Below are 24,256 nucleotides of genomic sequence, written 5' to 3' on the forward strand. Positions count from 1 at the left end.
TCAGTCCGCGTGGACGACGGGTTCGACCTTGCGGTGCAGCTTGATGGGCGGCACCCGGCGAGTCTGCCAGATCGACACCAGCGCAATCGCCGCCGCCATCGCAATGCCCAGATGAATCGCGCCGACTAGCGCCTCGCGCGCCGCCTCCAGCAGCGCCGCGCCGTTGTGCCCCGCGTGCGCGAGGTCGCCGAGCAGCGTGGTCTGCGCGTCGCGATTGATGAGGATCTGCGGATCGGCCAGTTGCGGCAGCCAGTGGCTGGCGTGATCGGCGTCGAGCGCGCTTTGCACGCCGCGCGCGTACAGGTGCGTGACGAGCGTGCCGGTGAGCGCCGTGCCGATCATCCCACCGATCATGCGCAGCGATTGCAGCAGCGCCGTGGCAATGCCCAGGTGCTCGCGCCCCGCCGTCTGCTGCGCGAACACGGTGAGATTGGGCATCACGAAGCCAAGGCCGAGACCGCCCACGATCATCAGTGTCATCAGGAGCGAGCGCGGCGTGCTGCGCGTTGCGATCACCACGGCGAAACACGCGGCCGCGATCATCGCGAAGCCGATGTAGAGCATGAGATTCGGATTGCGGATGCGCGAAACGATGCGGCCGTTCGCAATGCTGCCGATGGTGATGAACACCACGAGCGGCGTGATGACGACGCCCGCCTCCTTCGGCGACATGCCGAAACCGCCCTGGAACAGGAGCGGCGCGTAGAACAGCAGCGAGAACATCGAGAAGCCGCCGAGCACGGCCAGCGTGAAGAGCGCGTTCAGACTCGGATTGCGGAACATGTCGACGGGCAGGATCGCTTGCGGACAGCGGCGCTCCCAGTGCCACAGCGCCCAGGCGGCCGCGACGGCCGCCGCGAGCAGAGCCAGCGCGGAGAACGTCACGCCGTGTTTCGGCAGCATTTCGACGAAGAGCTGCAGGCAGCCGAGCGCGACGGCGATCAGGAGCGCGCCGGGCCAGTCGAGGCGCATGCGCGTCTCGTGGACGACATGACGCAAGTGCGGCAGATAGCGCCAGACGAAGAAAAGCGAGATGAGCCCGACCGGCAGATTCACGTAGAAGACGGAACGCCAGCCGCAGTACTGCGTGAGAAAACCGCCCAGCGACGGCCCGATCGCGTTGGCGATGCCGAACGCGGAACTCATCAATACCTGCCAGCGCAGCCGCACCACGGAATCGGGAAAAAGATCGGGAATGCAGGCGAACGCGGTGCCGACCAGCATGCCGCCGCCGATGCCTTGCAGGCCGCGCGCGATCACGAGGAACAACATGCTGTTGGCCGCGCCGCACAGGACCGAGGCGAGCGTGAAGACGACGATCGAGGCGATCACGAACGGCTTGCGCCCGTAGTAGTCGCCGAGCCGGCCGAAGATGGGGACGGTGATGACCGAAGTCAGCAGATACGACGTGGCGACCCAGGCGTAAAGCTCGAAGCCGCGCAGTTCGGCGACGATGGTGGGCAGCGCGGTGCCGACGACGGTTTGATCGAGCGCGACCAGCATGGTCACGAAAGAAACGCCGAGCATCGCGAGCAGCGACTCCCGGAACGGCAGAACCTGCCCGCTTGAATGGTGGGCGGCAGTATGAACGGCCATTTTTTGATCCAGCAACAGTTGACGCGTCAAAGAATTAGCATCATAGCACGGCGCAATCCTCTACACTGGGTGCTCGTGGACGGCCGGCGCGTCGTCGCCCCGCCCGCCGTCCACGCACCATCCACGCACCACCATCGGGAGATTTATGGGGACACAGCCCGACACCACCGGCATCCCGGACCTCGCCGGGACCCTCTCCGAAGCCGATCTGGCCGCGCTGCGGCGCGCCAGGCACGAACTCGAAAGCCCGCCGCTCGGCATGAAGCTGGCCGCCATCGTCGGCGCGCCCGTGGAGAAGATGATCGAGCGGCTGCCCACGCTCGCCAGCGACAAGGTGAACGAGGCCACCCAGGCGGCCTTGCGCAAATGCCTGCAGATCGCGCTGAAAACGCTCGGCAAGGGCGGCAACGGCGCTGCCGGCGAAACCGGTGCGCCGGTGGCGAAGCCGAATAACCTGCTGCACAAGTTCGCCGTGGCGACCACGGGCGCCGCCGGCGGCGCCTTCGGCTTCTTCGCGCTGCCGGTGGAGCTGCCGGTGACCACCACGCTGATGTTCCGCTCGATCTGCGACATTGCGCGCAGCGAAGGCGAGGATCTCGCCCATCCGGACGCGCAGCTGCAATGCCTGACCGTCTTCGGCATGGGCGGCCGCTCGACGGCCGACGACGAAGCCGACTTCGGTTACTTCATCGTGCGCGGCGCGCTCGCGCAGGCCGTGTCGAAGGCGTCGTCGGAAATGGCGACGAAGGGCTTCGCCGCGCACGGATCGACGGCACTGCTCAAGCTCATGCAAACCATCGCCGCGCGCTTCTCCGTGCAGGTGAGCGAACAGGTGGCCGCCAAGTCGATTCCAGCAATTGGCGCGGTGCTGGGCGCGATGGTCAACACGGTATTCATCGACCACTTCCAGCACGTCGCCCACGGCCACTTCACCGTGCGCCGGCTCGAACGCCGATACGGCGAGGCCGCCGTGCACGCGGCCTACGATGCGATCGACGTCTCGCTCGACTGAGGGCCGGGCTGCGCAGCGGCGCCGCTTGCCGCGCTTGTGACGCGGCGCACGAAGCGCGCGGTGTCGTCGAGTGCGCGCCGGGCTTCGGGCAGGAAAGGCGCGAAGATGGGCCAGACGTGCGGCAGGCCGGAACCGATCTCGCACTCCACGCTCACGCCGGCGGCGCGCGCCCGAGCCGCCACGCGCAGCGTGTCGTCGAGCAGCGTTTCCGTGCTGCCCGCCCGCATGAAAAGCGGCGGCAGGCCGTGCAGATCGGCATACACCGGCGACGCATAGGGATGCGTCGCACGCTCCGCGCCGAGATAAAGCGGCGCGACGCGGGCAAACACCTCGCCGCAGAACATGGGATCGCGTCCGTCGTTGGTCCGGATCGAGGCGCCCGTCGACGCCAGATCGGTCCACGGCGAGTAGAGCACCGCGCCGGCGGGCAACGCGTCGCCGAGGTCACGCAGTGCAACGAGCGTGGCGAGCGCGAGACCGCCGCCCGCCGAATCCCCGGCGATCACGATCGATTCCGGCCGGCGTCCGCTCGCCACCAGTTGACGATAGGCGGCCAGCGCATCGTCGATCGCGGCCGGGAACGGATGTTCGGGCGCAAGACGATAGTCGAGCGAGAACACGTCGGCCCCGGTCCGGAGCGCGAGGCCAAACGTGATTGCCCGGTGTGTTTGCGGCGAGCAGAAGTAGTACCCGCCGCCGTGCAGATAGAGGAGGGTGCGCGCTTCACGGTCCCCGTCACCGGGCACATCGCCGCTCTTTGGCGCCTGGCGCACGAGCCACTCGCCGCGCAAAGGTGCATCGCCGGCGGCGTAATGCTCGCGCAGATCGAAACCGGCGGGCGCCTGCGGCGACCACACCCGCCGCGCCGTACGCGCCCGCACGCGCGCGACGTCGACCGGTTCGCGCGTGGCGGGCAGGAAGTGGCGCCGCAAATACCAGCAGATCAGCCTGTTTTGCCAGCTCATCGGCCCGCCCTCTCACGCGCATCGAGCAAGACGCCCGCGCTGCCCCATCAGTTGGCCGGCAACACCTGGCCGCGAATTTCGCCGGCCGGATTCTGCTGCGTATGGATATTGAAGTACCACTGGCCGGCCATGAGGTCGGCGGCCTGCTTGTCGTCGAGCGTCGCCGATCCCTTGATCGGGCTCGGCAGATCGGACTTGGCGATCGGCACCTGCACCTTGGCGTTCTGCCCGACGGGCGCAGGACCGTGGAAGTGAGCGGCCGTGATGGGGCTCGACAGGTCGGCGTAAGTCACCGTCCACTGCAGCGACTTCGTGGACGTGTCGTAGCTGGCGTCGAGCTCGCCGTGGCCGTGGCTCACGCGCGGCGGGACCTCGCTGGACGGCTGGAGATCGGCCTTGAGCGCGACGGTGTCGGCGAATGCGGCACTCGAAGCAAGGACACACAGGGCGAGAGCGAACTGCAGCGGACGAAGCGCAATCATGAAAATTCTCCGTTGTTGTGGTACGCCGCATCGTCTGGCCGACGCAGCGCACCCACATGCTAGAGCAAATTTCGGGACAGCGTCCGATGCTTTCCGCTGCGCCCGGATGCAGTTGCGCGGAGCATGGCGCGCAGGGGCGATCTCCATCGAACCGGCCGACGCGGCCATGCGGCGTCACGGGGCCCTGGTACAGATAATCATCGCGATTCCCGGGCAGCGTCAGATCCCGGCAAAGACACGGTCGTCCGTGGATTTCGCGGTAGACCGATTTCGAACGTTGGACGCGCCTTTCCCCGTCGATTACCGATATTTCTCGTAATAGTTAATTGATGGTTTTTGTCTCGATTTTTTTCGAGACAGTAATTAAGCTACGACATGCGAGAAGTGACTCTTCATCGAAGGGTCTCCAAGCTTGAACGCGGCTTCGGCCGCGTTTTTTTTCGCCTGTCGCCGGCAATCCAGATGCGGTAGTGTCAGCGAATCCACTGCTCAGGCAAGCATTGCAGCTTGCCTTTGCGCCACGGTGCCGCCGTGTGACTGTTCCATGACGGCTATGACGGCGGCAAGTCTCGTGGCACCGGCCTCTTTTATGCGCCTCGAATGACGACGGTATGAATCGGCGGTTTTCAAAGCGCCACGTTGATTCATCGATTTAATAAGTTATGCGATTCAATGCGCCGCCGGATTTCGGAACCGCCCGATCAGCGCGAAGCGCGATCCGCATTCATACCGCCGCCCGCGAGCGCGTCCGTTCCCGTGCAGCCGTCGTGCGCGCAACCGGCGAGGCACCCGCCTGAGGAAACGCCGGCCAGGCCAGCGCGGCACATGCGGCGGCGGCCACCCACACCGAGGGCCATGCAAACACGGACAGCAGCAGCGGAATCGCAGAAGGCGCCAGCCAGAAAGCGATGAACGCGCCGGTGTTGCCCATCGCGAGCGCCGTGCCGACGCGCCCGTTGCCGGCGAGTGTCGCGAGCTCGGTAAATGCGACGCCGTGCCAGGCCGACGCGCTTATGCCGCCCAGCACCAGCACCACCGCCAGCGGCACGACAAACGCCGCGGCGTCACGCGTACCGTGCCCGGTCCATGCAGTGAGCGCGGCGAGCAGCGCGAACAGCACGACGGTGAGCGCCGCACAGGCACGCAAGTAGGCGTGACGGTTGCCGTGCCGGTCGGTCCAGCGGCCGCTCCACACGCGCATGATCGCGGCGCCGCCCTGCACCGTCGCGAGGGTCGCACCGACCGCCACCGTGCCCGCGTGTCCCACGTCATGCAGGAAGATGCTGGCAAACGAGAGCACCGCGACCTGCGGCATGCACAGCGCCGCAATGCCGAGGACCACGCGCCACACGGGCACGCTACGCAAGGGCGAGATGGCGCGCGTTGCCTCGATGGCCGGATTCGCCGCGCCGCCGGCCTGGGCCGCCGCTTCGGGTTCGTGCAACCAGATAATGGTGAGGAATGCAGACAGCAGACACATGGCGGCCAGTACGACGTACACCCACGCGAACCCCACGTGCATCGCGACGACCGGCAGCAGCAGCGCGCCGATGCCCGCGCCCGTCGGCACCGCGGTCTGGCGAATGCTCATGGCCAGGCCGCGCTCGCCGGCACTGAACCACGCCATCACCGCCCGCCCGCTCGAACCGTTGACGCTGCCGCCCAGCAGCCCGATGGCGAGAAAACCCGCCGCCAGCGTCGCGACAGCGGGCACCCGCGCACCCTCGGGCGATCCCCAGCAGGCCATCGCGAGCAGCGCCGCGGCCGTCGCGCCCAGTCCCGTGAGCAGCACGCGGCGATCGCCCCAGCGATCGGTGAGCAGCCCCCACGGCAATTCGCTCAACACGATGCCAAGACCCAGCATGCCGAGCACGAAACCCAGTTCGCCATTGCCGATGCGGTAGTCCGAGCGCAGCAGAACCGCCGTCGCGGGAATGCCGGCGAATGCCGCGGCAAAGCTGGCATTGGCGGCAACGCCGATGCCCAGTACCTTCCAGCGGTGACCTGCACCGCGAGCCGTAATGCGCTTCATGACAGCCTCCAGAAAAAGATTGACTGAAGGCATCGTACGAGCGCAGCATCTATCGGAAAAGCAGGAAATTCCAATCGATCAAATCGGAAATTCCGAATCATGAATGCACGTGGTTTCGATCTGGCGCAGCTTCGGACCTTCATCGCCGTCACGGAAGCGGGCAGCGTGTCGGGCGGGGCGGAGCGCGTGTTCCTCTCGCAGTCGTCGGTGAGCGAGCAGTTGAAAAAGCTCGAAGACCGCATCGGGCAACCGCTCTTCACGCGCAGCAAGCAAGGCGTCGCCGCCACGCCGGCCGGCGCGAAGCTGCTCGAGCACGCGCGCCGCATCGTCGCGCTCTGCGACGCCGCCTACGACGACATGCTCGGCCGCTCGCTCGACGGCGAGCTGCGCCTTGCCATCACCGACTACTACCGGCCGCACGACGTGGCGGAGATCCTGCGGCGCTTCGCCAGCCAGCATCCGCGGCTGCGGCTGCACGTGACGGTCCTGCCGAGCGCCGTGATCGACGGCAGCGCCGACGACAACGCCTACGACATCGGCCTGTCGCTGCGCATCGTGGACGACTCCGCGAAGCGCGCCAACGGCAACTCCGACGCGAGCGGCACGACGGGGCGCAGCACGGTGGTCCGCCGGGAAAAGCTCGTGTGGGTGGGCGCCACGCCGACGCTGCGCGAAGATGGACCGCCCACGCCGCCGTTTCCGCTCGTGCTGCTGCCCTCCACGTGCCAGTTGCAACGTTATGTCGTGAAGCTGCTCGACGCGAAGCGGATTCCCTACCTGATCTCGCACTCGGCGTCGGGCGTGGCCGGGCTGCAACTCGCGCTGAAGGCGGGGCTCGGGATTTCGTGCCTGAACGAATCGTCGCTGGGGGCGGGGTTGATTCCGTGTCCGGCGTCGCTCGGGTTGCCCGCGCTGCCCGCCGCCGAATTCCATCTGCTGCCCGCGCGCCCGGGCGAAGCCGAGCACGTCACCAACGCACGCGCGGCGCTCGCCGATCTGCTCGGCTGAGCGCCGCGGGAGATGGGCAAACCGGCCGTGGACGACGGCTCTCGCGCCATCGCCCGGTCAGGCCTGGTCAGGCCCAATCATGCCCGGTCAGTTGCCGGTGAGCTGCGCGAAGCGCTGCAGATCGACGTTGCCGCCCGAAATGACGATCCCCACGCGCTTGCCGCGCACATCCAGCTTTTGCGAGAGCACCGCGGCCGCCGCGAGACAACCCGTGGGCTCGACCACGATCTTCATGCGGCTCGCGAAGAACTTCATCGCCTCGACGAGTTCGGCATCGCTCACCGTGACGATCTCGCGCACGCGCTCGCGGATCACCGCAAAGGTGTAGTCGCCCAGATGCTGCGTCTGCGCGCCGTCGGCGAGCGTTTTCGGCGTTTCGATATGCACGATCGAGCCCGTCTGCAGACTGCGTTGACCGTCGTTGCCCGCCTCGGGCTCCACGCCGATCACCGTGCAGGCCGGCGCGAGCGCATGTGCCGCAGTCGCGCAGCCGGACAGCAGCCCGCCGCCGCCCAGCGGCACGAACAGCATGTCGAGCGCGCCCACCTCCTCGAAGAGTTCCTTTGCGGCGGTGCCCTGCCCGGCCATCACGTGCGGATGATCGTAGGGCGGAATGAGCGTGAGCCCGCGCTCCGCCGCAAGACGCTTGCCGAGCGCCTCGCGGTCTTCCGTATAACGGTCGTAGAAAATCACCTCGCCGCCGTAGCCGCGCGTGGCCTCGACCTTGATGGCCGGCGCGTCGCCCGGCATCACGATCACGGCCTTCACGCCCAGCAGCTTCGCTGAAAGCGCGATGGCCTGAGCGTGATTGCCCGACGAAAAGGTGATCACGCCGCCCGCCTTCTGCTCGGGCGTGAACTGCGCGATGGCGTTGTAGGCGCCGCGGAACTTGAACGCGCCCATGCGCTGGAAACTCTCGCATTTGAAGAAGAGCTCGGCGCCCGTGCGCTCGTTGGCCGTGGTCGAGGTCAGCACCGGCGTGCGATGCGCGATGCCGCGAATGCGCTCGTGCGCGGCGGCGACGTCTTCGAAGGAAATCGGCAAGGTACTCATGATCGGTCTTCCGTAGGCAGGTAGGTGTAGACGGTCGAACGCGCGACGCCGAGCGTGCGCGCCACTTCGGCCAGCGCATGGCGCAGGTTGAGATGGCCGCTTTCGGCAAGCTCGCGCACCGCATCGCGGCGCTGGGCGAGCGTCATGCCGATGGGCGTGGTGTTGCGCGCGGCGGCAAAGCGTTCGAGCGCGGCGCGTACATCGTCGCTCGCGCGCGGACCGAGCGTTTCGGCAACGGGCGCCGCCGCGCCGGTGCGCATCAGCTGGCCGAGGCCCGCCGTCACCGCGCCGAGCAACGAGACATCCATGTTCAGGCAGATCGCCGCGACGTAATCGCCCGCGCTGTTCTTCAGGCCGATCGAGGTGCTCTTGACCGGACGGCCATCGGGAAACGTATTGGGATAGTTCGGCACGACCTCGGGAAAGCCGGGGTCGGTCATGCGCGCGAGGCCCAGTTCCGTGGCGGCTTCGCCGACCTGGCGGCCGGAGAGATTGTTCGCGATCGCGACAACGGAATGCTCAGGCTTCGTGAGATCGTGCAGCACCACCTCGACGAGCGGCGCGAGCGTCTGGCCAAGCGCCTCGACGATCTTGCGCCCCTCGCGCAGGAGGAGCTGGTTTTCGCGGGCGGACGGATGGGAGGGGACGGGCTTGGCCATGCATGACATTTTGACGGTTTACGACAAAATGTCAATTCCTGGATGGGGGTGGTGGGCTGCGGCAGGTAATAAAAAAGCCCGCGACCACCAGGGTCGCGGGCTTCGATCCCTCCGCGGGCGCTAGCGCGCTTAGAACGGAATATCGTCGTCCATCTCGTCGAACCCGCCGCCAGCCGGCGCATTCGAACGACCACCGCCGGCACCGGCACCACCGCCGCCCGCACGCGATGCGCCGCCGCCACCACCGCCCGCCGCACGGCCGCCGCCGCGCTGCTCGGCCGGTTGACGGCTGTAGCCGCCGTCGTCGCCCATGTCGCCGCCGCCCATCGAGGCGCCGCCGCTGCGGCCGCCCAGCATCTGCATCTGGTCAGCGACGATTTCCGTCGAATAGCGATCGGTGCCGTCCTGCGCCTGCCACTTGCGCGTGCGGATACGGCCTTCGATGTAGACCGACGAACCCTTCTTGAGGTACTCCGAGACGATCTCGGCCAGGCGGCCGAAGAACGACACGCGGTGCCACTCGGTCATTTCCTTGAACTCGCCCGATGCCTTGTCCTTGTAGCGGTCGGTCGTGGCGAGGCGGATGTTGGCCACCGCGTCGCCGCTCGGCAGATAACGCACTTCCGGATCGGCGCCGAGGTTGCCGACGAGAATCACCTTGTTCACGGATGCCATACAAATCTCCTGTGTATTCCGTTGCGAGGAGCGGCCGCGCGGCGCGCGTGCGGGCGTTCTCGCCGCGCGCGGACCGCCTCCGCGAAAACTGTTCGACCGATATCAGGCGCGCTTGACGGGCGCCTTCATACTGGCCGCGATTATAAGCCAGCAAAAGACCAGCCCCGAGCATGCGTAAAACACCGTGCTCGCCCCCTCGTGCTGGAGCAGCCAGCCGCCCAGGATGCCGCCTGCCGCCAGGCCGATGGACTGCGTCGTGTTGTACACGCCCGTGGCCGCCCCCTTGCGCGCGCCGGGCGCGAGCTTCGAGACGAGCGAGGGCTGCGACGCTTCCAGGATATTGAAGCCGAGGAAATAGACGAACAGCACGGCCGCCACTATCGCTATGGTATGCGCCAGCGAGCCGAGCAACAGCTGTCCGATCAGGATAAGCGTGATGGCCGAGAGCACCACCGCCTTCATCTTGCCCCGTTTTTCGGCGGCGATGATGGCCGGCACCATCAGCACGAACGCGAGGCCCATCACCGGCAGATAGATCTTCCAGTGCGAGGCGACCGGCAGGCCCGCATCCACCAGCAGGCGCGGCACGACGAGAAAGAGCGCGGTCTGCGTGGCGTGCAGCACCAGCACGCCGAAGTTCAGGCGCAGCAGTTCGGTGTTGTGCAGCACCTCGGCGAAGGGCGCCTTCACGTGCACGGGTTTAGGCGCATCGGGCACGACCCACAGCACCACGCCTACGGCGAGAATCGAGAACACGCCGACCAGCGTGAAGAGCCCGCTCATGCCCACCCAGTGAAACACGATGGGTGCGCCCACGATGGCGACGGCGAACGACATGCCGATCGAGCCGCCTACCATCGCCATGGCCTTGGTGCGGTGCTCCTCGGCGGTGAGGTCGGCAATGAACGCGAGCACGGCCGACGACACGGCGCCCATACCCTGAATCACCCGGCCGACGATGATCCAGGTGATGTCGTGGGCGAACGCGGCCACGAAGCTGCCGATTGCGAAGATCACGAGGCCCGCCACGATCACGGGCTTGCGGCCCACCTGGTCGGAGAGCCAGCCGTAGAAGATGTAGAGGAGCGATTGCGTGACGCCATAGGCGCCGAGCGCAACGCCCACGAGCAGGACGTTGTCGCCGCCGGGAATCGTTTTCGCGTAGACGGAAAACACCGGCATGATCATGAAGAGACCGAGCATGCGCAGCGCGAAGATCGCAGCAAGCGATACGGTCGCGCGCATTTCGGGTGCGCTCATGCGTGAAGAGGTGGCGGACGGATTGGACATCGGGGGAACGTATTCTATGGGGCCGCCGCTGCCCGCCGAAGACCGTCAGCAAGCTGTAACGGCGGTCTGGAAAAGTCGTTATAGTAGCAGGTTTGGTTTCCCTCTCTCCCGCAGGTTCATGGAACAAATCCGTATCCGTGGGGCCCGAACCCACAACCTGAAGAACGTCAACCTGGACCTGCCGCGCCACAAGCTCGTGGTGATCACCGGGCTCTCCGGCTCGGGCAAGTCCTCGCTGGCGTTCGACACCCTTTACGCGGAAGGCCAGCGGCGCTATGTGGAGAGCCTCTCCGCCTACGCACGCCAGTTCCTGCAGTTGATGGAGAAGCCCGACGTCGATCTGATCGAGGGTCTGTCACCCGCTATTTCCATCGAGCAGAAGGCGACCTCGCACAATCCGCGCTCCACGGTCGGCACGGTCACGGAAATCCACGACTACCTGCGTCTTTTGTACGCACGCGTGGGCACGCCCTACTGCCCCGACCACGAGATCCCGCTGCAGGCGCAAAGCGTCTCGCAGATGGTGGACGCCGCGCTCGCGCTGCCCGAGGAAACCCGGCTCATGATCCTCGCGCCCGTGGTCACCGACCGCAAGGGCGAGCACGCCGAACTCTTCGACGACATGCAGGCCCAGGGTTTCGTGCGCTTTCGCGTGCGCTCGGGCGGCGGCACGGCCAACGAAGGCGAGGCGAAGATCTACGAGGTGGATGCGCTGCCCAAGCTCAAGAAGAGCGAGCGCCATACGATCGACGTGGTGGTGGACCGCCTGAAGGTGCGTCCCGACATGAAGCAGCGTCTCGCCGAATCGTTCGAAACGGCGCTGCGCCTCGCCGAGGGCCGCGCGATCGCGCTGGAAATGGACACGGACAAGGAGCATCTCTTCAGCTCCAAGTTCGCCTGCCCGATCTGCTCGTACTCGATTCCGGAGCTCGAACCGCGCCTTTTCTCGTTCAACAACCCGATGGGCGCGTGCCCCGAGTGCGACGGCCTCGGCCAGATCACGTTCTTCGACCCGAAGCGCGTGGTGGCGCACCCGTCCCTCTCGCTCGCCGCGGGCGCGGTGAAAGGCTGGGACCGGCGCAACCAGTTCTACTTCCAGATGCTGCAAAGCCTCGCGGCGTTCTACGAATTCGACATCGACGTCGCGTTCGAGGACCTGCCCGAGAAGGTGCGCAAGATCCTGCTGTACGGCTCGGGCAAGCAGCAGATCCCGTTTTCGTACATCAACGAGCGCGGCCGCACGTCGATTCGCGAGCACGTGTTCGAAGGCATCATCCCGAACCTCGAGCGCCGCTATCGCGAAACCGATTCGGTGGCCGTGCGCGAGGAACTCGCGAAATATCAGAACAACCAGCCCTGCCCGCATTGCGACGGCACGCGCCTGCGCCGCGAAGCCCGTTTCGTGCGCATCGGTTCGGGCGACATGGCGCGCGCCATCTACGAGGTGAGCGGCTGGCCGCTGCGCGACGCGCTCGGCTACTTCCAGACGCTGCGCCTCGAAGGCTCCAAGCGCGAGATCGCCGACAAGGTGGTCAAGGAAATCGTTGCGCGCCTCATGTTCCTGAACAACGTGGGCCTCGACTATCTTTCGCTCGAACGCAGCGCCGAAACGCTCTCGGGCGGCGAAGCCCAGCGCATCCGGCTCGCCTCGCAGATCGGTTCGGGCCTCACGGGCGTGATGTACGTGCTCGACGAGCCCTCCATCGGCCTGCATCAGCGCGACAACGACCGCCTCATTTCCACGCTCAAGCATCTGCGCGACCTCGGCAACTCGGTGATCGTCGTCGAGCACGACGAGGACATGATCCGCATGGCCGACTACGTGGTCGACATGGGGCCGGGCGCCGGCGAGCACGGCGGCATGGTGATTGCGCAAGGCACGCCGGGCGAGGTGGAAAGCGATCCGGCCTCGATGACGGGCCAGTACCTGTCCGGCGCGCGCCGCATCGAGTACCCCGACGAGCGCAAGGAGCCCGACGAGCGCCACCTGCGCATCGTCGAGGCCTACGGCAACAACCTCAAGCGCGTGACGCTCGACCTGCCGGTGGGCCTCCTCACCTGCGTGACGGGCGTGTCGGGCTCGGGCAAGTCGACGCTCATCAACGACACGCTCTACCACGCCGTCGCGCAGCACCTGTACGGTTCGTCGGCCGAGCCGGCGCCGTTCGAGGCGATCGAGGGCATGGAGCACTTCGACAAGGTCATCAACGTCGACCAGTCGCCCATCGGCCGCACGCCGCGCTCGAACCCGGCCACCTACACGGGCCTCTTCACGCCGATCCGCGAGCTGTTCGCGGGCGTGCCGGCGGCCAAGGAGCGCGGCTACGAGTCGGGCCGCTTCTCGTTCAACGTGAAGGGCGGCCGCTGCGAGACTTGCCAGGGCGACGGCGTGCTGAAGGTGGAGATGCACTTCCTGCCCGACGTCTACGTGCCCTGCGACGTCTGCCACGGCAAGCGCTACAACCGCGAGACGCTGGAGGTGCAATACAAGGGCAAGAACATCAGCGAAGTGCTCGACATGACGGTCGAGGCCGCCTACGAGTTCTTCAAGGCGGTGCCCGTCGTGGCGCGCAAGCTGAAGACGCTGCTGGACGTGGGGTTGGGCTACATCCGGCTCGGTCAGTCGGCCACGACGCTCTCGGGCGGCGAGGCGCAGCGCGTGAAGCTCTCGCTGGAATTGTCCAAGCGCGACACCGGCCGAACGCTGTATATACTCGACGAGCCAACCACGGGTCTGCATTTCCACGACATCGCACTGCTGCTGGAGGTGATCCACCGGCTTCGCGACCAGGGCAATACGGTGGTGATCATCGAGCATAATCTCGATGTCATCAAAACCGCCGACTGGGTCGTCGACATGGGTCCGGAGGGCGGTGCCGGCGGCGGCCAGATCGTCGCCCAGGGCACGCCCGAGCAGGTGGCGAAGTCGAAGGCGAGCTTCACGGGCCGCTATCTGGCGCCGCTGCTCAAGCGCCAGTCGGACGCCGTGGCGGCTTCGGCGGGACAGTAGCAGGACAGCAACGGGCCGGGGCCAGCACCGCGGCACAAGCAGGACTGCCCGGGGGAACGCGCGGAAGTCGGCTGCACAAAATGGCAGCGAGGCAGCAACGACACGCGCGCGGGCAGCAAGAACAAGGCAGTCAATCGAGGGGAGAACCTGGCGTTCTTCCTGGGTCTGAAAACGGGTATTCCGAATTATGGTCAAGCGCAACGAAGCCACCGACGACAAGCAGGTGCGCGACCTCAGGCCGCGTCCGGTCAGGCTGACGAGCGACATGAGCCTGCCGAAGCTCTCGGCCGTCGAGATCGGCAGCTACATCGCGGCCATTGTTGGCATGTGGGCCGTGCTGGAGCTGAATCTGCTCGGCGCGCTGCTCGCGGGCATGCTTGTCTTCCAGCTCGTCCACACGATCTCGCCGCTCGTCGAGCGGCGCATGTCGAGCCAGCGGGCGCGCTGGGCGGTGGTGGTGCTGCTGTCCATTCTGATCGTCGGCGTGCTGACGGGCCTCACGGTCGGCATCATCGAGCACTTCGAGGACGACGTCCCGAGCGTGCAGAAGGTCATGGCGCAGATGATGGCGTTCGTCGACCAGGCGCGCGGCCGCATTCCCGAGGCCGTGGCCGCGTATCTGCCGGTGGACGTCGACCAGATGAAACTCAAGGCGTTCGCGCTCATGCACGAGCACGCCAACCAGCTTCAGCAAGGCGGCAAGAACGCCGCGCGCATCTTCGGGCATATCGTGATCGGCATGATCATCGGCGCCATCATCGCCATCGGCGCGCAGAAGAATGCGCAGCGCCTGCCGCTCTCTACCGCCTTCGTCACGCGCGTTGCGCGTTTTGCCGATGCGTTCCGCCGCATCGTGTTTGCGCAGGTGAAGATTTCGGCCATCAACACGGTGTTCACGGGCCTCTTCCTGCTGCTCGCGCTGCCGCTCTTTCACGCGCCGCTGCCGCTCGCGAAGATGCTCGTGGTGGTCACCTTCGTGGTGGGCCTTCTGCCCGTGATCGGCAATCTGATTTCGAACACGCTGATCGTCGCGATCGCGCTGACCGTGAGCCTGCCCGCCGCCGTCACCGCGCTCGTGTTCCTGATCGTGATTCACAAGCTCGAATACTTCCTGAACGCGCGCATCGTCGGCGGACAGATCGAGGCGCGCACGTGGGAGCTGCTCGTGGCGATGCTCGTGATGGAAGCCGCGTTCGGCCTGCAGGGCGTGATCGCCGCGCCCATCTTCTATGCGTACATCAAGCGCGAGCTGATCTATCTGCGGCTCGTTTGAACGCTTCGTAGCGCGCCAGGCAAAAAGCCGGCGCCCTTTTACGGGCAGCCGGCTTTTTTTCGCGTGAGCGCTTCGCGAACGCTTACCGGAACACCACCGTCTTGCTGCCGTTGAGCACGATGCGATGCTCGGTATGCCACTTCACCGCGCGCGCGAGCGTCACGCATTCCACGTCGCGGCCGATCGCCGTGAGCTGGTCCGGCGTCATGCTGTGATCCACGCGCTCCACTTCCTGCTCGATGATCGGGCCTTCGTCCAGATGGCTCGTCACGTAGTGCGCCGTCGCGCCAATCAGCTTCACGCCGCGGTCGAACGCCTGGTAGTACGGCTTCGCACCCTTGAAGCTCGGCAGGAACGAGTGATGGATGTTGATCGCGCGGCCCGCCAGCGTGTCGCACAGCTGCGGCGAAAGAATCTGCATGTAGCGCGCGAGCACCACCAGATCGGCGCGCTCGTTCTCGACCACTTCCAGCACGCGCGCTTCCTGCGCGGCCTTGCCTTCGTCGGTGGCGTTCAGGAGCGGGAAGTGATGGAACGGAATGTTGTAGCTCGCGGCAAGCTGATAGAAGTCCTTGTGATTCGAAATGATCGCCGGAATCTCGATCGCGAGCTGGCCCGTGCGGTAACGGAACAGCAGGTCGTTCAGGCAGTGGCCGATCTTCGAAACCATGATGACGACGCGCGGCTTCACGTTCGCGTCGTGCAGCTCCCAGCGCATGCCGAACTCCTGCGCGAGCGGCGCGAACGCGTCGCGCAGGCCCGCGAGGCCCGGGTCGCCGCCCACTTGCTGGAAGTGGACGCGCATGAAGAACTCGCCCGTGTGGTCGTCGCCGAACTGCGCCGAGTCCAGAATGTTGCTGCCGCGCTCGAACAGAAAGCCCGAGACGGCGTGGACGATGCCGGGCCGATCGGCGCACGACAGTTTCAGAATAAAGCTGTGATCGGTCGACATGACCTGGGTAACTCCCTTCCTGGTGCTTCAACAGGGCTTACTTGCCTAGCCTGTGTAAAACCGAGCCCTTTCACAGCGTCGGCGGTTCGAAGATCGCGGCGATGCCCTCGCACGCGTCCTCGTCTATCCAGCGGCGGCGCAGCAGACAGTCGAGCGTCGCGAGGCTCGCATCCACGGTCATGGCGCCTTCCTCGATCCAGCGCGCCGCTTCGTCGATGCGCGCAAGACGATGCTCGCCGACTTCGCCGTCCTGGTTGTGCGGCACGAAATCCTCGGGCAGCGCGAGATCGTAGATGAAAATCTGCTCGGCCTGGGTGCCCTCGGGCAACGATTGCAGCACGTGGGCCGTGCGGCCCGGCGTGGCGCGCGAGGCAATGGACTCGTCGATGCCCGCCTCTTCCCAGCACTCCTTGACGATCGTGGCCTCGACGCCGAAACCCCAGCCGATGCCGCCCGCCACGACGTTGTCGAGCATGCCGGGGTCGGTGGCCTTGGTCTCGCTGCGGCGCGCGATCCACAACTGCGGCGCGCGCGGCGCCGACCCGGAGCCGGCCGGGCCGCCATATTCTACGACGCCGTTCAGATGCACCGCGTACGTCATGGTGCCGAAGAAGCGCGAGGCGGCGCGCTCGATATAGGCGAGCGGCGGCGCGTCGAAGGCGTTGCGGATCGCGTAGGTTTCGTCGCGCCAGCCCGGAATGCGGCCCTCTGCGGCCAGCGCGCCGATCACGGCGCCCAGCGCCGCGCTGCGCGCCGTCGCATTGTCGAATTTCGCGGACAAGGTCACGCGCGCGCCATCGATCTCGAACACGTCGGGCCAGCGCGCGAGCAACACGGCGTCGGCCACGCGTATCCAGCCGACCCGCTCGCCGCCGATCCAGAACGGCAGATGGGCACGCACATCGAAGCGGCGCGCGGCGCTGATACAGGGCAAGGTCATCGTGCAACGCTCCCGCAGGTCAGTCGCGCAACGCGACGCGAATGCCGATGGCAATGAAAGTCACGCCCGCGAGGCGGTCGAGCCACACACCCGCGCGCGGCCGGCGCTTGAGCCAGCCGCCGATGGTGCCCGCGCACAGGCCGAAGATCGAGAACACCACCACGGTCTGCAGCATGAACAGGAGACCCAGTTCGAGCATCTGCAGCGTCACGGCCTGCGTGCCGTGCGGATCGACGAACTGCGGCAGGAACACCACGAAAAAGAGCGTGACCTTCGGGTTCATGACGTTGCCGAGCACGCTCTGGCGAAAGACCGTGGAGAGCGGCTGGCGCGGGCGGTCGCCGGCGGCGGCGAGACCCTGGCTGCGCAGCGCCTTCACGCCGATCCAGATCAGGTACGCGGCACCCGCGAGCTTGAGGATCTCGAAGGCCACCGGCGACGAGCGCAGTACGGCGGCAATGCCGAGCGCGGCGAGCGTCGTATGGAACGTGATGCCCGCGGCAAAGCCGAGCGCGGCGACGAGGCCGGCCGCGCGGCCCTGCGAGATGCCGCGTGCGAGCACCTGAAGGTTGTCCGGTCCGGGCGCGAAGGTAATGGCGATCGAGGTCGCGAGAAAGAGAGCGAAATTGGGCATGGAATCGAGGTCCGCGATCAGTGGCCGCCGAAGGAGGTCACGGCGAAGAGTGAGAGGCCCGCATCGGTGAGCAGCTTCGAGCCGCCCAGGTCCGGCAGGTCGATGATCGCCGCGCCTTCCACCACGGTCGCGCCGAGGCGCTCCAGCAGGCGCTTGCCCGCCAGCATGGTGCCGCCGGTGGCGATCAGGTCGTCCACGATCACGACGCGGTCGCCCTTGCCGCAGGCGTCCTCGTGAATCTCGACGGTCGCGGTGCCGTATTCGAGCGTGTAGGTCTCGGAAACGGTCTTGTACGGCAGCTTGCCGATCTTGCGGATCGGAATGAAACCGACGCCCAGCTCGTACGCCACGATCGGCCCGATGATGAAGCCGCGCGCGTCGAGGCCCGCGATGTAGTCGAGCTTCGCGTCCACGTAACGCTCGACGAACAGGTCGATCAGAACCCGCAGCCCCTTCGCGTCGCCGATGAGCGGCGTAATGTCGCGGAACTGCACCCCCGGCTGAGGCCAGTCGGGCACCGTGCGGATCAGACTCTTCACGAACTGCGCGGCTTCGACAGGCGCGTTCGCAGGTGCGTTGGACATGATTTCTCCGGGTTGCATCAGGAATAAGGAACAGGAAAGCTGATTCTGGGGCCAGGTTGCAGGCCAATAACCTCGGTGCAGGGCCGGCCCGCGATGCGCACGCCGCGCTTATCCCTCGCTCAGACCGCCGGCGCACCCGCGCCCGCCTTGCGGTGCCGCGAAAGCCGTTCCTCGGCTTCGGCCAGTTGCTCGGGCAGCCCGCGCAACACGACGATGTCGTTCTCGCGCAGTTTGGTCGAAGGATCCGGCTCCACGCCGCGAATCCCGTGCCGACGGATCGCCGTGACCTCCACGCCGATATCGGCCAGCCCCAGTTCGGCCAGCGTGCGACCCACGGCATCGGCGCGCTCGTCGACCGGTACGGATTGTAGCCGCACCTGCTCGTGACCGTCCTCGCCCACATCGTCGGTGCCGTGGAAGTAGCCGCGCAGCAGGCTGTAGCGCTCGTCGCGCAATTCTTCCACGCGGCGCACCACGCGCCGCATCGGCACACCCATCAGCACCAGCATGTGCGAGGCAAGCATGAGGCTGCCTTCCACGATCTCCGGAATCACCTCGGTCGCGCCCGCCTCCAGCAGCCGTTCGAGATCGGCGTCGTCCACCGTGCGCACGATCACGGGCAGCGTGGGCTCCAGTTCGTGGACGTGGCGCAGCACGCGAAACGCCGAGGGCGTGTTCGCGTAGGTGATCGCCACGGCCGCCGCGCGATGGATGCCGGCGGCGACGAGCGACTCGCGCCGCGCCGCGTCGCCGAACACCACCGACTCGCCCGCCGCCGCGGCCGCCGCCACGCGGTCCGGGTCGAGGTCGAGCGCCACATACGAAAGCCCCTCGTATTCGAGCATGCGCGCGAGGTTCTGCCCGGCGCGGCCATAGCCGCAGATGATCACGTGGCCGCTTTGCTTGATGCTCTGCGTGGCGATGCGCGTCATCATGAGCGACTGCTGCATCCACTCGGTCGAGGAAAGGCGCAGCACGATGCGGTCGGCGTTCTGGATCAGGAACGGCGCGGCGAGCATCGAGAGCAGCATGGCGGCGAGGATCGCCTGCAGGAGCGTGGGGTCGACGAGGTGCTTGTCCAGAATCAGGTTGAGCAGCACGAAGCCGAATTCGCCCGCCTGCGCGAGCCCGAGGCCCGTGCGCATGGCGACGCCCGGCGAGGCGCCGAACAGGCGCGCGAGCGCCGTGATCATCACGGCCTTGAGCACGACCGGGCCGATCAGGAAGGCCAGCACCATCAGCGGGTGCTGCCAGATCACGTGCGGATTGAGCAGCATGCCCGTCGTCACGAAGAAGAGGCCCAGCAGCACGTCGCGAAACGGCTTGATGTCCTCTTCCACCTGATGCTTGTACGGCGTTTCGGCGATCAGCATGCCCGCGATGAACGCACCGAGCGCGAGCGACAAACCGAACTTGTCGGTGATGAATGCGGCGCCCAGCGTGACGAGCAGCACGTTCAGCACGAACAGCTCCTGCGAGCGGCGCCGCGCGACCACGTTGAACCAGCGCGTCATGAACTTCTGCCCGACGAAAAGCAGCAGCCCAAGCGCGAACACGATCTTCAGGCCCGCGAGGCCGAGCGCCTCCACGAGCGACTTCGAATCGCCGCCGAACGCCGCGATCACAATGAGAAGCGGCACGACGGCCAGGTCCTGGAACAGCAGCACGCCGAGAATGTTGCGCCCATGCCCGGACTCGATCTCGAGCCGCTCCGCCAGCATCTTGCTAACGATGGCCGTGGACGACATGGCGAGCGCGCCGCCCAGCGCCACGCACGCCTGCCAGGTGATGTGCACCCAGTGCTCGAGCGAGAGCCCGACGAGCAGCGCGACGGCAATGGTCCCGAGCACCTGCGAAAGACCGAGCCCGAACACCGCGTGGCGCATCGCGCGCAGCTTCGAGAGCGAAAACTCGAGCCCGATCGAGAACATCAGGAACACCACGCCGAACTCGGCGAGATTCTGCGCGCCATGCGTGTCCGGCACGATGCCGAGCGAGCGCGGGCCGACGAGGATGCCCACGGTCAGATAACCGAGCATCGGCGGCAGGTTCAGGTAACGGAACAGCACGACGCCGACCACCGAGGCGAGCAGCAGAAACAGCGTCATTTCCAGCGGGGAGATCATCGTGTGAAGCGTCCTCGTGCGTGGCGTGTACAGCTGGCTTGCCGGGCAGGAACTGCCCGGGATGCATCGGACCTTGCGCCGGCCCGGTCCATGATCGGCGCAAAGCGGGACTAAAAGGAAGTGCTGCGAGGGAGCACGGCGAGGTTGGCGCGGCGGCGGCGGCGCGAGGCGTCCGGCGGCCCGGCCGCCCGGGGCTTGCCTGACAGGCCCGGCGGCGCGGCGATCAGACGCCTTTGCTATACTCCGCGAATGATAGCGAAAATCAATGGCGACCGGGCGCTCAAGCTCGCTCGCGACGTGCTCGACATCGAAGCTGACGCCGTGCGCGGGCTTCGCGACCGGCTCGACGACAGCTTCGTCGGCGCGGTCGATCTTATCCTTGGCTGCCGTGGCCGCGTGGTCGTTTCCGGCATCGGCAAATCGGGCCACATTGCCCGCAAGCTCGCCGCCACGCTGGCGTCCACGGGCACCCCGGCCTTCTTCGTCCACCCCGCCGAAGCCAGTCACGGCGACCTCGGCATGGTCACGGCCGAAGACGTGTTCGTCGCCCTCTCGAACTCCGGCGAGTCGGAAGAGCTGGTGGCGATCCTGCCGCTCGTGAAGCGCATCGGCGCGAAGCTCGTCGCCATGACGGGCCGCCCCGGTTCAACGCTCGGCCAGCTCGCCGACGTGCACCTCTATGCCGGCGTGGAAAAGGAAGCCTGCCCGCTCAATCTCGCGCCCACCGCCAGCACGACGGCGGCGCTCGCGCTCGGCGACGCCCTCGCGGTCGCGGTGCTCGACGCACGCGGCTTCGGCGCCGACGACTTCGCGCGCTCGCACCCGGGCGGCGCGCTCGGCCGGCGCCTGCTCACCTACGTGCACGACGTGATGCGCACCGGCGAGCAAATGCCGCTCGTGCGCGAAGACGCCACGGTGCGCGACGCCCTCTTCCAGCTCACGGCCAAGCGCATGGGCATGACGGCGATCGTCGACCCGGAAGGCCGCGTGACCGGCATCTTCACCGACGGCGACCTGCGCCGCGTGCTGGAGCGCGCGGGCGACTTCCGCGACCTGCCGATCTCCTCGGTCATGACGCGCGGCCCGCGCACGATCGGTCCCGATCATCTGGCGGTCGAAGCCGTGGAACTGATGGAGCGCCACCGCATCAATCAGATGCTGGTCGTCGATGCAGCAGGCAAGCTGATCGGCGCGCTCAACATGCACGACCTGTTTTCAAAGAAGGTGATCTGATGGCCGCTACCCCCGAACTCGACGCCACTGAGCGCGCCGCGCGCGTGCGTCTGATGATTTTCGACGTCGACGGCGTGCTGACCGACGGCGGCCTCCTGTTCACGGGCGCCGGCGACACCATGAAGGCGTTCAATTCGCTCGACGGCCACGGCGCGAAGCTCCTGCGCGAAGCCGGCATCGACACGGCGATCATCACGGGCCGCCGCTCGGAGATCGTGGCGGTGCGCGCGAAGGAACTGCGCATCACGCACCTGTATCAGGGCGTGGAAGACAAGCGCGTGGCCTTCGCGGAACTGCTCGCGGCCACCGGCATGACGCCCGACCAGTGCGGCTACATGGGCGACGACTGGCCCGACCTCGCGGTGATGCTCCAGTGCGGCTTCGCGGCGGCGCCGGCAAACTCGCACCCCGAGGTGCTCCAGCGCGCCCACTGGATCGCCAGCGCGCGCGGCGGCTACGGTGCGGTACGCGAAGCCACCGACCTGATCCTGCGCGCGCAGAACCGCTACGACGCCCTGCTCGCCGCGGCCTGCGCGCCGCACGCCGGACAGCCGCGATGAACGCGCAGAAGTTCCGCCTCACCTCGCTCGTGCCGCTCGTCTGCGTGGCGGCGCTCGCGCTCTTCACGTGGTGGCTGCTGCAGGCCGTCAAGCCCCACGAGAAGGAAGAGGCGCCGCGCGCGCTCACGCATACGCCCGACTATTTCGCCGACAACTTCTCGGTGTCCGAGCTCGACCAGTCCGGCGCGACGCAGTACCGCCTCACCGCGACGCACATGGTTCACTACGAGGACGACGAGAACAGCGACCTCACCTTGCCCGCCGTGCGCGCGTTCCAGCCCGGCAAGCCGATCGTCACGGCCACAGGCCTGCGCGGCACCGTGAACAGCGATGCTTCGATCGTCAATCTGTACGACAACGCGCGTATCCTGCGCGCCGCCGGCTACGGCGACCCGGAAATGCAGGCTGATTCCGAACATTTCCGCGTGCTGGTGAACGACGATGTGATCCTGACCGAAAAGCCGGTTAAACTTCGTCGCGGCCAGTCGGTCATGACGGCCACCAACGGCATGAACTACAACAACGTCACCCGGGTCATCCAGCTCTACGGCAACGTCCGTGGCGCGATCGCCCCGGCTGACTCCGGCGGCTCGTCCTGAACGCCGGGCCGTCCACCCAAGGCACGATTGCATGAACGAATCGCTTCCCCGTCCTCCGTCCGGCGTCCTGCGCGCACACCGTGCCGCGCGCGTGCGCCGTGCCGTGTTCGGCGCGCTGGCCGTGCTCGCCGCGGCGCTGCCGCTTGCGGGCTTCGCGCCCGCCGCGCATGCCGAGCGCGCCGACAAGGACAAACCGCTCAACATCGAAGCGGACAACATGACGTACGACGATCTCAAGCAGGAGACCGTCTTCACCGGCCACGTGGTCGCCACGAAAGGCACGATCCTGATCAAGGCCGACAAGGTCGTCGTGACCCAGGATCCGCAGGGCTACCAGTACGCCACCGGCACGGTGGCGCCGGGCACGCCCGACGCGAACCTCGCCTACTTCCGCCAGAAGCGCGAAGGCGTGGACGAGTACGTGGAAGGCACGGCCGAGCGCATCGACTACGACGGCAAGCAGGACCTCACCACGCTCACCACGCGCGCCACGGTGCACCGCCTGCAGGGCCTCTCCACCATCATGGACACGGTCCACGGCAGCGTGATCACCTACGACGGCCAGAACGACTTCTACACGGCGAAGTCCGGCAAGGACGTCGCCGGCCCGGGCAACCCCACGGGGCGCGTGCGCGCCACGCTCTCGCCGCGCAACGGCGGAGCACAGCCGCTCACGGGCGCTCCGGCCACGCTGGCCCCTTCGGCCACGATGCAGGGGGCGCCGCAGCAATGAATACCGTAACGGTTCCGCAAAGCCACGGCCGGCAACTGGCCGGCAAGACCAGTTCGCTCGTCGTGCGCAATCTCAAGAAGCGCTACGGCTCGCGCACGGTCGTCAAGGATGTATCGCTCGACGTGAAAAGCGGCGAGGTGGTCGGACTGCTCGGCCCCAACGGCGCCGGCAAAACCACCTCGTTCTACATGATCGTCGGCCTCGTGCCGCTCGATGCGGGCGAGATCGACCTCGACGGCCAGTCCATCAGCCTGCTGCCGATCCACAAGCGCGCCTCGCTCGGCCTGTCGTATCTGCCGCAGGAAGCGTCGGTGTTCCGTAAGCTCACCGTCGAAGAGAACATTCGCGCCGTGCTCGAGCTGCAAGTGGACATGCACGGCAAGCGCCTCTCGAAAGACGTGATTACCGAGCGCGCCGAAGCCCTGCTCGACGAACTGCAGATCGCCCACCTGCGCGAAAACGCGGCCCTCTCGCTCTCGGGCGGCGAGCGCCGCCGGGTGGAAATCGCCCGGGCGCTCGCCACCGATCCGAGCTTCATCCTGCTCGACGAACCGTTCGCGGGCGTGGATCCGATCGCCGTGCTGGAAATCCAGAAGATCGTGAAGTTCCTGAAGCAGCGCAACATCGGCGTGCTGATTACAGACCACAACGTGCGCGAAACGCTCGGCATCTGCGATCACGCGTACATCATCAGCGACGGCTCGGTGCTCGCCGCCGGCGCGCCCAGCGACATCATCGAGAACGAAAGCGTGCGCCGCGTCTATCTCGGCGAACATTTCCGCATGTAATACGGTCGGGCAGCGTAGCGGCCGGCAGCAGGATCGCCGGCCGCTACGCCGC

At 66.8% G+C, this 24,256-nt stretch carries 22 protein-coding genes; 9 read left to right on the forward strand and 13 right to left on the reverse strand.

Translation table 11 applies throughout. The features are described from left to right. Entirely contained in the window at positions 1-1,596 is a 1,596-nt protein-coding gene (locus U5760_RS05760; RefSeq protein WP_322010283.1) for an MDR family MFS transporter, read from the reverse strand. Positions 1,597-1,741: 145 nt separating this feature from the next. Between U5760_RS05760 and U5760_RS05765 the strand changes: the two genes are divergently transcribed. After that, positions 1,742-2,608: an EcsC family protein gene (locus U5760_RS05765; protein ID WP_322010284.1), complete on the forward strand. Its 867-nt coding sequence runs from the start codon at positions 1,742-1,744 to the stop codon at positions 2,606-2,608. On the opposite strand, the gene U5760_RS05770 is transcribed toward U5760_RS05765, so the two are convergent. The 3 genes from U5760_RS05770 to U5760_RS05780 form a co-directional block, all read right to left on the reverse strand. Further along, positions 2,578-3,573, reverse strand: coding sequence for an alpha/beta hydrolase (locus U5760_RS05770; RefSeq protein ID WP_322010285.1), 996 nt, complete (start codon positions 3,571-3,573; stop codon positions 2,578-2,580). The genes U5760_RS05765 and U5760_RS05770 overlap by 31 nt on opposite strands. Positions 3,574-3,620: 47 nt before the next feature. After that, positions 3,621-4,055: a CHRD domain-containing protein gene (locus tag U5760_RS05775; protein ID WP_322010287.1), complete on the reverse strand. Its 435-nt coding sequence runs from the start codon at positions 4,053-4,055 to the stop codon at positions 3,621-3,623. A gap of 724 nt (positions 4,056-4,779) precedes the next feature. Next, entirely contained in the window at positions 4,780-6,087 is a 1,308-nt protein-coding gene (locus tag U5760_RS05780; protein WP_322010289.1) for an MFS transporter, read from the reverse strand. Between the two features lie 99 nt (positions 6,088-6,186). Between U5760_RS05780 and U5760_RS05785 the strand changes: the two genes are divergently transcribed. Then, positions 6,187-7,095, forward strand: coding sequence for a LysR family transcriptional regulator (locus U5760_RS05785; protein ID WP_322010291.1), 909 nt, complete (start codon positions 6,187-6,189; stop codon positions 7,093-7,095). 87 nt (positions 7,096-7,182) lie between these two features. Here U5760_RS05785 and U5760_RS05790 read toward each other — a convergent pair whose 3' ends face one another. From U5760_RS05790 to U5760_RS05805, 4 genes are all read right to left on the reverse strand, one after another. After that, positions 7,183-8,148: a threo-3-hydroxy-L-aspartate ammonia-lyase gene (locus U5760_RS05790; RefSeq protein ID WP_322010293.1), complete on the reverse strand. Its 966-nt coding sequence runs from the start codon at positions 8,146-8,148 to the stop codon at positions 7,183-7,185. Beyond that, positions 8,145-8,807: a transcriptional regulator gene (locus tag U5760_RS05795; protein WP_322010295.1), complete on the reverse strand. Its 663-nt coding sequence runs from the start codon at positions 8,805-8,807 to the stop codon at positions 8,145-8,147. Before U5760_RS05795 ends, U5760_RS05790 begins: the two co-directional genes overlap by 4 nt. 129 nt (positions 8,808-8,936) lie before the next feature. Next, positions 8,937-9,482, reverse strand: coding sequence for a single-stranded DNA-binding protein (locus U5760_RS05800; protein ID WP_322010296.1), 546 nt, complete (start codon positions 9,480-9,482; stop codon positions 8,937-8,939). Positions 9,483-9,584: 102 nt separating this feature from the next. Continuing rightward, complete coding sequence (locus U5760_RS05805; RefSeq protein WP_322010297.1) at positions 9,585-10,772, reverse strand: MFS transporter; 1,188 nt, start codon at positions 10,770-10,772, stop codon at positions 9,585-9,587. A 118-nt stretch (positions 10,773-10,890) separates the two neighbouring features. On the opposite strand from U5760_RS05805, the gene uvrA reads away from it, so the two are divergent. Together uvrA and U5760_RS05815 are read left to right on the forward strand one after the other, a co-directional pair. Further along, positions 10,891-13,782, forward strand: coding sequence for an excinuclease ABC subunit UvrA (uvrA, locus tag U5760_RS05810; protein WP_322010298.1), 2,892 nt, complete (start codon positions 10,891-10,893; stop codon positions 13,780-13,782). A gap of 187 nt (positions 13,783-13,969) precedes the next feature. Beyond that, on the forward strand, positions 13,970-15,055 hold the full coding sequence (locus U5760_RS05815) for an AI-2E family transporter (protein ID WP_322010299.1): 1,086 nt from the start codon (positions 13,970-13,972) through the stop codon (positions 15,053-15,055). 82 nt (positions 15,056-15,137) lie between these two features. Here U5760_RS05815 and purU read toward each other — a convergent pair whose 3' ends face one another. The 5 genes from purU to U5760_RS05840 all read right to left on the reverse strand — a co-directional run bounded on the left by purU (position 15,138) and on the right by U5760_RS05840 (position 20,291). Next, entirely contained in the window at positions 15,138-16,007 is an 870-nt protein-coding gene (gene purU / locus U5760_RS05820; protein WP_322010301.1) for a formyltetrahydrofolate deformylase, read from the reverse strand. 70 nt (positions 16,008-16,077) lie between these two features. Then, positions 16,078-16,947 carry an NUDIX hydrolase gene (locus U5760_RS05825; protein WP_322010302.1) on the reverse strand — a complete coding sequence of 290 codons (870 nt, stop codon included), beginning with the start codon at positions 16,945-16,947 and terminating at the stop codon, positions 16,078-16,080. A gap of 19 nt (positions 16,948-16,966) precedes the next feature. Continuing rightward, positions 16,967-17,581, reverse strand: coding sequence for a LysE family translocator (locus U5760_RS05830; RefSeq protein WP_322010303.1), 615 nt, complete (start codon positions 17,579-17,581; stop codon positions 16,967-16,969). A 17-nt stretch (positions 17,582-17,598) separates the two neighbouring features. Continuing rightward, positions 17,599-18,165, reverse strand: a complete 567-nt coding sequence (locus U5760_RS05835) for an adenine phosphoribosyltransferase (RefSeq protein ID WP_322010304.1) — start codon at positions 18,163-18,165, stop codon at positions 17,599-17,601. Between the two features lie 119 nt (positions 18,166-18,284). Further along, the gene (locus U5760_RS05840; protein WP_322010306.1) at positions 18,285-20,291 is read right to left on the reverse strand and encodes a cation:proton antiporter; all 2,007 of its coding nucleotides are present in this window, start codon (positions 20,289-20,291) and stop codon (positions 18,285-18,287) included. Between the two features lie 249 nt (positions 20,292-20,540). Here U5760_RS05840 and kdsD point away from each other — a divergent pair, with 249 nt between their 5' ends. From kdsD to lptB, 5 genes are read left to right on the forward strand one after another with little or no spacing between them, the layout of a single operon-like run. Next, the gene (kdsD, locus tag U5760_RS05845; protein WP_322010308.1) at positions 20,541-21,524 is read left to right on the forward strand and encodes an arabinose 5-phosphate isomerase KdsD; all 984 of its coding nucleotides are present in this window, start codon (positions 20,541-20,543) and stop codon (positions 21,522-21,524) included. Next, positions 21,524-22,084, forward strand: a complete 561-nt coding sequence (locus U5760_RS05850) for an HAD family hydrolase (RefSeq protein WP_322010309.1) — start codon at positions 21,524-21,526, stop codon at positions 22,082-22,084. The genes kdsD and U5760_RS05850 overlap by 1 nt, the downstream gene beginning before the upstream one ends. Beyond that, a complete protein-coding gene (lptC, locus tag U5760_RS05855; protein WP_322010311.1) occupies positions 22,081-22,683 on the forward strand; it encodes an LPS export ABC transporter periplasmic protein LptC in 603 nt (200 codons plus the stop codon). Before U5760_RS05850 ends, lptC begins: the two co-directional genes overlap by 4 nt. Positions 22,684-22,714: 31 nt before the next feature. Beyond that, a complete protein-coding gene (lptA, locus tag U5760_RS05860; RefSeq protein WP_322010312.1) occupies positions 22,715-23,416 on the forward strand; it encodes a lipopolysaccharide transport periplasmic protein LptA in 702 nt (233 codons plus the stop codon). Next, on the forward strand, positions 23,413-24,204 hold the full coding sequence (lptB, locus tag U5760_RS05865; RefSeq protein ID WP_322010313.1) for an LPS export ABC transporter ATP-binding protein: 792 nt from the start codon (positions 23,413-23,415) through the stop codon (positions 24,202-24,204). The genes lptA and lptB overlap by 4 nt, the downstream gene beginning before the upstream one ends. The last annotated feature ends 52 nt before the right edge of the window (positions 24,205-24,256 follow it).

Source organism: Paraburkholderia sp. J12, assembly GCF_905220215.1.
GTDB lineage: Bacteria > Pseudomonadota > Gammaproteobacteria > Burkholderiales > Burkholderiaceae > Paraburkholderia.